The 11,394-nt window shown below is 67.0% G+C and carries 10 protein-coding genes and 1 tRNA gene; 6 read left to right on the top strand and 5 right to left on the bottom strand.

Annotated elements, in window-relative coordinates; genetic code table 11:
* The coding region (locus tag ACTHNC_RS06255) for a TrkA C-terminal domain-containing protein (protein WP_440293732.1) at positions 1 to 433 on the top strand (433 nt) is incomplete at its 5' end.
* 141 nt (positions 434 to 574) lie between these two features.
* On the opposite strand, the gene ACTHNC_RS06260 is transcribed toward ACTHNC_RS06255, so the two are convergent.
* The gene (locus ACTHNC_RS06260) at positions 575 to 1,507 is read right to left on the bottom strand and encodes an aldo/keto reductase (protein WP_440293733.1); all 933 of its coding nucleotides are present in this window, start codon (positions 1,505 to 1,507) and stop codon (positions 575 to 577) included.
* A gap of 145 nt (positions 1,508 to 1,652) precedes the next feature.
* Here ACTHNC_RS06260 and ACTHNC_RS06265 point away from each other — a divergent pair, with 145 nt between their 5' ends.
* Positions 1,653 to 2,351 (top strand): TetR family transcriptional regulator, encoded by a 699-nt coding sequence (locus ACTHNC_RS06265; RefSeq protein WP_440293734.1) that lies wholly within the window; start codon positions 1,653 to 1,655, stop codon positions 2,349 to 2,351.
* A 205-nt stretch (positions 2,352 to 2,556) separates the two neighbouring features.
* Here ACTHNC_RS06265 and ACTHNC_RS06270 read toward each other — a convergent pair whose 3' ends face one another.
* Entirely contained in the window at positions 2,557 to 3,156 is a 600-nt protein-coding gene (locus ACTHNC_RS06270) for a hypothetical protein (protein ID WP_440293735.1), read from the bottom strand.
* Between the two features lie 58 nt (positions 3,157 to 3,214).
* Between ACTHNC_RS06270 and ACTHNC_RS06275 the strand changes: the two genes are divergently transcribed.
* Positions 3,215 to 4,090 carry an alpha/beta fold hydrolase gene (locus ACTHNC_RS06275; protein WP_440293736.1) on the top strand — a complete coding sequence of 292 codons (876 nt, stop codon included), beginning with the start codon at positions 3,215 to 3,217 and terminating at the stop codon, positions 4,088 to 4,090.
* A gap of 203 nt (positions 4,091 to 4,293) precedes the next feature.
* Positions 4,294 to 5,589 carry an LCP family protein gene (locus ACTHNC_RS06280; protein ID WP_440293737.1) on the top strand — a complete coding sequence of 432 codons (1,296 nt, stop codon included), beginning with the start codon at positions 4,294 to 4,296 and terminating at the stop codon, positions 5,587 to 5,589.
* A gap of 78 nt (positions 5,590 to 5,667) precedes the next feature.
* Here the strand turns inward: ACTHNC_RS06280 and ACTHNC_RS06285 are convergent, their stop codons facing one another.
* Positions 5,668 to 6,801, bottom strand: coding sequence for a serine hydrolase domain-containing protein (locus tag ACTHNC_RS06285; protein ID WP_440293738.1), 1,134 nt, complete (start codon positions 6,799 to 6,801; stop codon positions 5,668 to 5,670).
* 192 nt (positions 6,802 to 6,993) lie between these two features.
* Between ACTHNC_RS06285 and ACTHNC_RS06290 the strand changes: the two genes are divergently transcribed.
* A tRNA-Ser gene (locus ACTHNC_RS06290) sits at positions 6,994 to 7,082 on the top strand.
* Positions 7,083 to 7,123: 41 nt separating this feature from the next.
* Here the strand turns inward: ACTHNC_RS06290 and ACTHNC_RS06295 are convergent.
* Positions 7,124 to 8,242, bottom strand: coding sequence for a tyrosine-type recombinase/integrase (locus tag ACTHNC_RS06295; RefSeq protein WP_440293739.1), 1,119 nt, complete (start codon positions 8,240 to 8,242; stop codon positions 7,124 to 7,126).
* A 70-nt stretch (positions 8,243 to 8,312) separates the two neighbouring features.
* Between ACTHNC_RS06295 and ACTHNC_RS06300 the strand changes: the two genes are divergently transcribed.
* On the top strand, positions 8,313 to 8,717 hold the full coding sequence (locus ACTHNC_RS06300) for a hypothetical protein (RefSeq protein ID WP_440293740.1): 405 nt from the start codon (positions 8,313 to 8,315) through the stop codon (positions 8,715 to 8,717).
* 14 nt (positions 8,718 to 8,731) lie between these two features.
* Here ACTHNC_RS06300 and ACTHNC_RS06305 read toward each other — a convergent pair.
* Positions 8,732 to 11,394, bottom strand: a 2,663-nt coding sequence (locus ACTHNC_RS06305) for an AAA family ATPase (RefSeq protein ID WP_440293741.1), incomplete at its 5' end; no start/stop codon positions are given.

The following is an 11,394-nucleotide window of genomic DNA, read 5'->3' on the forward strand; positions in this document are numbered from 1 at the left end:
GTCGATCACGGATGTGCTTCGGCAGCTCGATGAGTACGGGCGCGACGGTCTGCCCGTGCTCTCCGACGACGGCCGGCGCATCCAAGGCTGGATCACCAACCACTCCGCGATCCAGACCATCACCCGTGAGCTCGGCAAACATGTCACCGTCACCCCGTCCGACGCGTTCGTCGGCGGTGCCGGGCATCCTTCTCCTGAGGGCCCGGCGACGCCATTGACCGGTTACCAGCTCGTCGAGGTCACCATCCCGCGAACCTCACCCGCCGTCGGACGAAAGCTCGGTAGCATCCCTTGGCCGCCTGGCCATCTTCCGGTCTCCTACGTGCGAGGGCCACGTCTACGGCAGCCCGATCCGGAGATCACGATCGCGGTCGGCGACCGCATCAACCTCCTCACCCGCACCACGGCCGTGAGGGACGAGACACCTCTGTGAAGCGGGGCTATTGCCGCTGAAGGCGACTTCGTTCCGGCGGGCCGGCGCACAATTCAGGCAGCAGCCCGCGATTTCGGCCCCGCGCATCCGCGGCGGCCGGCCTGAGCCTGAACTATGCGACGCGACCGGCTCGCCGTGCTCCTACTCCTCGCTGCCCCACCGGATCTCGCCCGCGCCGACGACCTCGAGGTCGTCCAACTCGGCGATCGTTGCGGCGTCGAGCACGAGGTCGCCCGCAGCGTTGTTCTCGTCGAGGTGTTCGACGCTGCCCGTTCCCGGAATGAGCAGCGTGTTCGGCGTGCTGTGCAGCAGCCACGCGAGTCCGACCTGCGACGGTGTGGCGCCCAGGCGCTCGGCCGTCGCGACCACGGCAGGCTGCTCGACCACCTTCGCGTGACCGGGGAAGGCGCTGCCGAGCGGGAAGTAGGGCACCCACGCGAGCCCCAAGTCGACCGTGAGGTTCAGCATCTCGTCGAACTCCCGGTCGACGAGGCTGTAGGCGTTCTGCACGGCGGCGATTCCAGCGGGCAGTGCGCGCCGGAACGTCTCTGTCGTGACCGCACTCACACCGATGGCCCCGATGTCACCGGCGTCGCGCAGCTCGAGCAACACCGCCAGCTGGTCGTCGAGTGGCACATCCTGGTCACCCTCGGCGCGCAGCCCTGGGCCGACCTCGGCGCGGCGCAGATAGACCAGGTCGAGGCGATCGCGCCACAGCGTGAGCAGATTGTTCTGGATGCTCGCCCGCAGCTGCTCGGGACGCTGCGCCAGTCGCAACGGAAGCGGTCCTTCCGGGTTGCGCTCCGCGCCGATCTTGGTGGCGACGAAGACGTCGTCGCGCTTGCCGACGACGCCGCGGATCACGTCGTTCACGAACCCCGGTCCGTAGAAGTCCGCGGTGTCGACGTGGTTCACGCCAGCATCGAGAGCGTGCCGCAGAACGGATGCCGCGGCATCCGGATCCGCCGCGAGCCGCTCCAGTTGCATGGCGCCGTAGCCGACGCGGGCGACCGGTCGGCCGGCGAGGTCGAAGGTGCCGCCGAGAGAGGGGCGGACGGAAGTGGAGTCGGTCATGACTTCTCCCTTGGTGAGTATGGACTTCAGTGAGGGTGGACTCGGCGCACCCGGGTATCGCTCGCATCCGGCGGGCCGCGTCGGTTATGGTGGGATGAAACGGAGGAAGCTCCGTTTACGAGAAGCGTAACGGAGGGGCCTCCGCTTGTCCAGGGTCGATCGCGATACCGTCGTGCCGCAGCGCGCCGACGCGCCCGAGAGCGCCGATGTGCCCAAGCGCGCCGAGGCCCCGCAACGCGCCGGAGCGCCGCAGCACGCCGGCGCGCCCAAGCGACCCGACGGGCCGAAGCTGCGTGCCGACGCCGCGCGCAATCGGGCGCTGCTGCTGGACGCCGCCCGCGACGCGTTCGCCGACGCCGATGGCGATACCCCGGTATCCCTGGAGGCCATTGCGCGAGCGGCGGGCGTCGGCATCGGAACCCTCTACCGCAACTTCCCCACCCGCGAGTCGCTCGTGGAGGCGCTGCACGGCAGCGAGCTCGACGAGGTGGTCGCATCCGCGGCGCCGCTGCTCGAAGGCCGCACCGGGTTCGAGGCACTACGACTCTGGATGGTGCGCTACACCCGCTTCGTCGCCACCAAGCAAGGCATGGCCGACGCGTTGCGCACGGCAATCGCCTCAGGCGCGATCCGCAAGAGCGAGACGCGCGAGCGGATCACCGCCGCGGTCGCCACGCTGCTGCAGGCCGGCGCCGCCGACGGAACCATCCGAGCGGATGTCGACCCCGGCGACCTCACCGCGATGCTGGTCGGCGTCTTCGTCGCAGCCGGCAACGCGAAAGACACCGAGCGGGTCGGCCGCATGCTCGACCTCCTGCTGGACGCCCTGCGTCCCGTCCGCTGACCAGACCGGCACCGCCCCGTCCTCTGACCCGACCGGCACCGCCTCGTCCGCTGACCCGACCGGCAGTCCCCTCCGCTGAGTCGGTCGGCACCCCACCTCGGTTCAAATCGCGAAGTCTGCCCTTATGGCGCGGCGATAACGGCAGAGTTCGCGACTTGAACGCCCGGCGGGCCCAGCCGGTAACCCAGCCGGCAACCAGGAGCCGTCACGCGTCGCTGGTCAGCGCTTCCAGCTCGGCGCGCAGCGAGGCGAGCTCGACGTCGCGGTCGACAGCATCCAACGGCGCAGGCGCATCCGGGGTGTACTGCAGCGCGTGGTCGACGAGCGATGCGCTCACCTCTCGCCAGGCATCCTGTCGCGCCTGCTCGATCAGTCCGAGCAGGTACTCCTCCTCGCCGGCCTTCTGCCGGAGTGCGGATGCCGCCTCCGTGGCGACCATGAGCCGGTGGCGCACGTTCGCCTCGTCGCCGCGGCGGTAGTCGTGCACGTGCTGCGCGCGTCCCACCCGGCCGATGGTGCGGGCGAGCTCGTCGGTGAGCCGGTCCGAGGCATCCTGCGACTCGGCTGCGAGCTCTTCGAAGGCTGCGGATGCCTGCGGCAGATACTCCCGCGCGTCGTACGCCCGCGGCGACACGACGGCGTCTACCGCGATGGCGTTCTTGAGGCGCAGCCGCACCGCGTACTCCGAGATCATCAGACCCTCGGCGACGGACTGTTCAACGGTGGCCTGCTCGCGCACCACCACCGCGGCGTCGTCGTACGGCTTGAGGATGCGCCGCTTGCGCCAGCGTGTGAACCAGCCCACGGCGTCTCCTCTCCGAGGGTTAACGCTACCTGGGCGAAGCTGCCGATACGGTGGGCGGATGGCGGCAACAACGGCGATCGAACGCGACCTCGAGCTGGCAGACGGCCGCACCGTACGGTTCTGGGACACCGGCGTCCAGGGCCGCGGCGGCGCGGGCCTCACGCTGATCTGGCACCACGGCACTCCGCAGACCGGGCGACTCATCCCACCGGTCGTCGAGCCTGCGCTCGCGCGCGGCATCCGCGTCGTCTCGTGCACCCGGGCGGGCTACGTGGGAACGAGCACTCTCGAGGGTCGAACAGTGAAGGATGCCGCGGCCGACGTCGTCGCCGTCGCTTCCGAGCTGGGACTCGAGCGCTACGCGACGGCCGGCGCATCCGGCGGAGGCCCGCACGCGCTGGCCTGCGCGGCACTCGACCCGGAACGCGTCGTGGGTGTCGTCACGCTCGCCGGAATCGCTCCATTCATGGATGCCGGCGACTGGTTCGCAGGGATGGCCTCGCCCGATGCCTTGCAGGCGGCCCTCCGCGGCGGCCGAGACGAGCGGCGACGCCACGGCGAGACGGCCGAGTTCGATCTGGAGAGCTTCGTCGACACCGACTGGGCCGTTCTCGAGGAGGAGTGGGCTCCGCTCGGGGCCGATGCGAACCGGGCGTCCGTCGAGGCGACCGCCGGCGCAGAGCCGCCATGGGGCGAGATCGACGACGACGTCGCCTTCACGACTCCGTGGGGCTTCGATCTTTCTGCGATCGGATGCCCGACCCTCGTCGTACAGGGCGGTCGCGACCGCGTCGTCCCCCGTGCCCACGGCCAGTGGCAGGCCGAACATCTGCCCCGAGGCCAGTTCTGGCTACGGCCGAACGACGGACACGTCTCCGTCCTGCGCGCCCTGCCCGTCGCCCTCGACTGGCTGCGCGACCTGGCGCCGCACTGAGCGTCGCTTTCACCTTTCGCTCAGGAATTACCGGGATTCCCATACCGAAGTCGTTTAATCTGCATTACCGGGGTTTTCCGTCGCGACCGGTCGCCTGAGCAACGTGCAGATGCTCGGCTCCGGCATCCAGAGGTCCCACGACACATCCACGACGAACACCAACGACCTGCAGACAGCGAACGACCAGACGAGAGGCGGTGCACATGGCGGAACGGCGCACGACCGGCGGTGGCACTAGGTACACCCGTGCGGCCGCACGCTCGGCGAGCGGCCCGCGCGGCATCGCCCGGCACGGCCGCCTGCGCTCGCACCCGTGGGCCACGTTCGGCAAGGTCGTGGCATCCGTCGCCGTGGTCGCCGTCGTGAGTGTGCTCGGCATCGCCGGCGTCGCCGCTGCGAACCTGGTCAGCGACACGAAGAAGTCGTTCCACTTGCACGGTGAGGGCGCGCAGCCCATTCCGAACATCGCCGCCCTCAAGGGCGGGGTCAACATCCTCGTGGCCGCCTCCGATACCCGTACAGGCCAGGGCGATTCGTGGGGCACGCTCGACGACAGCTCGGGCGCCGGCAACAACGACGTGACGATGCTGTTGCACCTCTCCGCCGACCACACGCACGCGATCGTCGTCAGTTACCCGCGCGACCTGATGGTCCCGATCCCGGCGTGCGGCAACAACGACGCTCAAGACCAGGCGCAGTTCAACACGACGCTTTCCGAGGGCGGGATGTCGTGCGTGGCCGACACGGTGACGAAGCTGACCGGGATCAAGATCCCGTTCGCCGCCGAGATCACGTTCGAGGGCGTCGTCGCGATGTCGAACGCCGTGGGCGGCGTGCCGGTCTGCATCGGCGGCAACGGCATCGACGACCCCGACACCAGCCTCAATCTGCCTGCCGGAGAGGTGACCCTCGAGGGGCAGAATGCCGCTGAGTTCCTGCGCACCCGGCACGGCGTCGGCGACGGATCCGACCTCGCCCGTATCAGCAATCAGCAGGTGTTCCTCTCCTCGCTCGTGCGCACGATCATGAGCAACGGAACCCTGACCAACCCGGTGAAGGTCTGGGGCCTGGCGAAGGCGACAGTCAGCAATGTGCACCTGTCCGACAACTTGGATGCGGCCACGTTGTATCAGATCGCCACCGCGCTCAAGGACCTGAACTGGAACAACATCGCGTTCGTGCAGTACCCGACGGTCGCCGACCCGGAGAACACGAACCGCGTCATCCCCGACGACACTGCCGCTCAGACGCTCGACGACGCGATCGTCAACGACCAGTACATCCAGATCACCGGCGGCACCGGAGACGGGTCGGTGACGTCATCCAGTCAGCCCGCACAGCAGCCGACCCAGAGCAGCACCCCGTCGCCGAGCAAGAAGTCGGGCAAGAGCAGTACCGCCACCGCCGCGCCCTCGCCGAGCTCGACCCCGGTGCCGCTCAGCAGCAACGTGCACGGTCAGACCGCGGCGACCCAGACCTGCTCGAACGGAGCCGGCTAAACAGACGCTCCGGCGTTCGGGTCGCACTTTTTGTCGGCACCGACGTCGTTTCCCGACGAAAACTGCGACCTGAATGGGTCAGTCACCGTCGACGGATGCCGCCAGCGGGCCCCAGAAGTAGTCGAACGCCTCCTGCGGTCCGGTCATGAACCGTTGCGACATCACCACGCCGATGAGATCCCTCGACGGGTCGACGTACGCGCTGGTGCCCGACCCTCCCGTCCAACCCCAGCGGCCGGGCGCCGACCATGGATGCGGCCTCCCGGTCTCGACGGATGTGCACCAGCCCCACCCGACCCCTGTCCCGACGAGCTCTGCGAGACCGAGCTGCTGGCCGGCATCCAGTTGCGAGGTGGTGGCCTGCGGGACCAGCTCGGCGGGCACGATGTCGCCCTCCGCGATGGCGGTGAGGATGCTCACGAACTCCGGCACCGTCGACACGAGTCCGCCGCCGAGGCTCTCGAACGCGGGCTCCGCCGAGAATGCGCGGTCGTACTCGGCGGATACCTCGAGCCCTTCGCCGTGCACCCAGTACTGGCTCGGTAACCGTTCCTCGGTGAAGAATCCGGTGTGCGAGAGGCCGAGCGGGCCGGTGATCTCGCCGAGTAGCAGTTCGTGCAGCGGCTTCTCGCTGACGCGGGAGAGCAGGATGCCCAGCACATCCGAGCTGGTGTGGTACATCCAACGCTCGCCCGGCTGGTGCGCGAGCGGAAGCGCTGCGATGCGCTCGAGGTACTCGTGTACTCCGAACGGCGGCGGCAGCGGACCCACCGCGAACGGGTTCAGTTCCCGTGAGTACGGCGTGCTCTCGAACTGCAGGCCCATTCCGCTCGTGAAGGTCAGCAGGTCACGCACGGTGATCTCACGCTCCGCGGCCACGGTGTCGTCGAGCGCCGCGTCGGGAGAGCGGAGCACGCGCCGGTCGGCGAGTTCGGGCATCCACTCCGCGATCTCGTCGTCGAGTTCGAGCAGTCCGTCGCCGATGAGCTGTGCCGTCAGCGCCATGCCGACGATCTTGCTCAGCGAGGCGATGCGGAACGGGGTGTTCTCGGTCATCGGCACACTGCCGGCTTCGACCGCGAAGTCGTAGGTGCCTGTCGCGTAGAACTGCGTCTGGCCACGGTGGCGCACGCCGGCGACGACGCCGGGAGCCCAGCCGGATGCGACGCGCTCGTCGAGCGAGCGCCACACGTTGTCGAGGTTGAGGGGCATTGGTCCACTCTGCCTGCCTCCCAAACGGGGGTCAAGCTTCGGCGCCGGCGGGCGTTCCCTTCGCGCTACACCTATCGGCACCCGCTACAGCATGTTCGTGTAGCGGATGCCGGTTTCTGTAGCGCGAGCGCCGTACAGTGTGCTCCACGGCGTCCGTTATGATGGTCGTCGTGTGTCCGCACTGCGGGCGCTGGAGACGTCGCATAGTCAGGCCTAGTGCACCACCCTGCTAAGGTGGAGTCCCCGCAAGGGGACCGAGGGTTCAAATCCCTCCGTCTCCGCCGATCGAAACCCCCGGAATCCCAGTGATTTCGGGGGTTTTTCACGCGGAGGGAGATGGCCTTGCCCACATTTTGCCCACATCTGCCGCAGCGACCGCCGCGTGAAGTCGCAAGGCCACGTCGTCGAGGTCGTCGTCGAACAGGTCTGCGTAAAGATCGAGTGTCATCGCGGCGGACGCGTGCCCGAGCATCCGCTGCACTGCTTTGACATTGGCGCCCGAGCTGATGGCCAGTGAGGCCGCCGTGTGTCGGAGGTCGTGGAGGGTCATCGGCTCGAGCTCCGCGTCTCGGAGCGCAGTCTTGAACCAGCTGCGTGAGCCAGTGCTGACTCGCGTGCGTCGAAGGTGCTGGCCATAGGCGTCGCTGAACACCAGATCGTCTCGGCTCTTCTCTGCGATCTGGGCGGCCACCAGATCAGAGAGGAACGGCGGATAGGGCACGTCGCGCCGCTTGTGTGTCTTGGGTGTTCCGATCTCGATGACCCCGGCCACCTCGACGGCATTCACGGTCACCGTTATTCGTCGACGACGAAGGTCGACATCTCGCGTACGCAGCCCGATCGCCTCGCCCCAACGCAGTCCGGTGTAGGCGAGCAGGAAGACGAGCAGCGCGTGCTGACCAGACGCTGCCGCGAGCCGATGCACTTGCTCATGGGTGAGGTAGACGTGCGGCTTCGCGACCTTGCGTGGCAGGTTGACGCCGCGGGCCGGGTTGGAGGAGATTCGCCGATCGCGCACCGCGACATCGAGGATGCCGGCCAAGACCCCATACGCTCGCAGGACGACGGTTGCCGAACGGTCCTGGCCGATGCGAGTGACCCAATTCTGAACCTCCGAGAACCGGACGTCACGAACCTTGACACGGCCCCAGCCCGGTTCGACGTACTTGTGCCAGGCAATCTCGAGCGGCTTCTTGGAAGATGGCTTGAGGTGGGACTGATTGTTGAGCCACACCGGACCGAGCGCGCCAATCGTGATGGCGGACTGTGACGCTTCGACGAATTCCCCACGCGCTTTGGAGATCTCGATCGAGGCGAGAAAGAGCTCAGCATCGCGCTTGGTCTTGAAGCCGCGCTTGTCGGTCTGCGAGTTATCCGGCTTTCGGTACCGGACGCGGTATCGCCTGCCAGCTGCTGTGTCGTACGGAGTGATGCTCCCCATGGCGGTGAACCTAACGCTTAGTACTGACCCGCACTGTGGCGATCTCGGCGGTCGGGTGCAGTCTGGAGCCGTGGACATGGATTCGTTGCTTCCGGAACCGATGCCTTGGGGCGCGAACGACGCGGAGGCAACCGAGCTCTGTCGCCGATGGATGATCTATCTCGGCGCGAGCGACACCGTTGTCGCGTCTGGCGATGATCGACGAGCGTGCGACTTGTACTCCTCGCGCTATCTCGGTTGGGTCGATAACCGAATGGGAAACCTCGACGTCGAGTTGGTGGAACGTTCCGCCTCGGTCGCGATCGCTGACGGTCGTGCCGCTGTGATCTTCGTGCGCCGCGGTGTTCTTCCAGACGCTCGCCAGAGAGCCGATGAGCTGGGCGTTGCCATTCTCGGGTTTGATCCTCAGGACGCGGCGTTGGACGGGGCCAACCTGCTCGGACGTGAAGTCTGTGCATCTGGCTTGGCGGATTGAATACGCTCGCTGTGTCATCGGAGGCCGATCGAAGCCGATTGGCGAGATGGCTCAGGGACGACAGGGCCCGTGGCCGATTGCGCAGCCCGTCTTAGCTCGGATCGCGCAGCGGCGCGCGACTTGTCAATGGTCTCTTCGATCGGTTGACGCTGCATCATGTCGACCAGCTGGGATCTCGCGGACTCCTCTGTCGGAGCAACGAGCACGACCGCGTTGCGGTCTTTGCCTCGGGTGAGGCCGACGTACAGACCGGCAGCATCGACTCCCGGTCCGACTAGGGAGCGATCGGTGGTTTCGCCCTGAACTCCAAAGACGGTTGTGGCGTAGGACAGGTGGACATGTCCTTCTGCGTAGGCGAGACTGATCTTTCTCAAATCTGTGGAATCGGCGTTGGCGGCGAGGATCACGTGGTCTTTGCCAATCGCCTCCACGATCCAGTTCTGGCGGTTCTGCACATCGGCGACCGAGTCGTTGCGACGGGTCTGCACGACATCGCCGACGAATATTGCCTGACCCGACTGACCAACCATGACTCGATCTGTGCGAACAGCCTTGGACGCGATCCGGCGGGCCTGGATCGCTTCGCTGACGTCCTGCGCAGCCGCGTGGGTGGCGGTTACAAGCGAGATAGTCTCGTGGTGCTCCGTGGCCTCGAACCAAGCCTCGACCATCGCTTCGCGTGCAGCCACGTCGTTATCGGTCAGCACGACATGATCGGTTCGGATGAGAGCGTCAGCGACCTCACCAGACGTGGTTTCCCCTTGTGGGTCGCGCAGTCGAAGCGTGAGGTCTGCCCACTCGGGATCGACGAAGCGGTGTGTGGTGGTCAGCTCCACTCGGTCGACTGAGCGACGCCAGAAGAGGGCCATCGCTCCGGAGTGTCCAACGGGCAGCGCCTGTCGTTGATCGCCGACGAGCGCGATCCCGGCCCCTGTACGTGCAACAACATCCATGAGGGCACTCGCGGCCTCAAGGTCGAGCATTCCCGCCTCGTCCACGACAATTCGATCGCCGAGACCGATCCTCCCGCGGGGTCCTTTGTAGATCCCGCCTGTTGTTGGGTCCGTCGCGCCGGCCTCGAGACGGGTCCACTCTGTGGCGCCGGCCTTGTTGGTGGCCCAGCGCCATCCGAACTCGTGAAGAAGCTGGTGCAGGGACGACGATGAACTCATCGTCTCGCGTCCCGCGACAGCCGACGCCTTCTTGGTTGGGGCGACGACGATCATCTTATGGCCGCGTATACGGAGCGCAGCGCCGGCGACTTTCAGCATCGTAGTCTTGCCAGTACCGGCTGGTCCGGAGATCGCGACGTTTCTCGAAGTGCCACCGATCGCGGCGGCACCAGCGAGCTGCGCCCCATCCAGCGCGCGACCGGGCTCCATCGCGTGGGCAATCGTGGCTACTTCTTCACGGCCAAGCATTGTCCCGGGATTTGATATCGCCTCGACCTTCTGGGCGAGAGTGGCCTTCAGCGATGCAGTTGAGACCGCCATGAGGTGCTTGACGTGATTCGGAGCGTGCGGATCGGAGATCAGCGTCACTGTTCGCGAGTGCGCCACGACCTCCTCAGCGAGCTTCTCGAGGACGTCCCGGCCGGCGACAACGCCTGTCGCGGCGATCGCGCGGAGAGCTCCAGCCCGCACATCCATCATGCTGAACCGGCCGCCGCTGCCGGTCGAGCGGGCATCCGCATCGACAACGGCCTGGGCTGCCAGCAACTCGAGGTCGAGATCCTCGACCGCGACAGAAGCCACGGTCGCAGGCGAACGTTGCATGCCGAGCGCAGGGTCCGCGGTGAACAGTTCTTTCTGGACCAGCGCGGCCCAGCCTGCTTCGTCCAAATCGCCCGGCTTGTTCGGTCGGCCGGCGGCCCACGCCCAACGGTCGATCTGGTTGAGCACATCGCGCGAGGGTTCCTGCCCGGGATGCTGTTGCTTCCACCAAGCGGTTCGGGAGAGTTTGTTGGCTTCGATCTGTGCGGACCGCTTCGACAACGGCCGCACCAGGTGCTGCAGTTGAGTGATCTCCCCGTCCTCGTTGAGGGTGAACCCTTTCGCGGCGAGAGCGTTGATCCAGGCGGGGTCGGTGCGGGAGGCGAGGTCGCCTTCGGCGTTGATCACGTTCTGGAACCGCAACGCCACCCTCGTGTCCACGTTCGACCATTTCCCGTCTTGGCCTTGGACTTTGACGTTGAGCCAGAGGTGGCGGTGCTTGTGCGGGTCCAGGGATCGGGAGCGTTCGTGTCGGAGTTCGACGACTTCAATCCGGGCCAGGTTCTCCCGGATGGCGCCGCCTTTGCCGCGGCGGGCGTTGAGCTCGGACTGCCACAGCTTCACAATCCGGTCCCGGAGCCGGTCCTGGAGGTCCTCGTACGCGGCGGCGAGGTCGGGGTCGAGCATCGCGGCGATCGAGAACGACTTCGGCGCGTTGATCGTCGCATCCAGAACCAGGTCCGCGACGGGGGACTCGAGGTCACGGCCACGGCGCTCCCCGCTGAGCGGGTCGAGACCGTCGACCCAGGCTTTGAGCTGGTCGCGGGTGAGGAGGTCGTCGCGGATGGCGCCGTTCTCTACGATGTACCGGGTCATCACGGCGTCGGCGTAGCCGGCGGCGGCGATCACACCGTCGGCGGTCTTGGCGGTGAGGGTGGCGTCACAGACCCCGCTGAAGGCGTAAT

Origin of the sequence: Humibacter sp. (assembly GCF_051954055.1) — a bacterium.
GTDB lineage: Bacteria > Actinomycetota > Actinomycetes > Actinomycetales > Microbacteriaceae > Humibacter.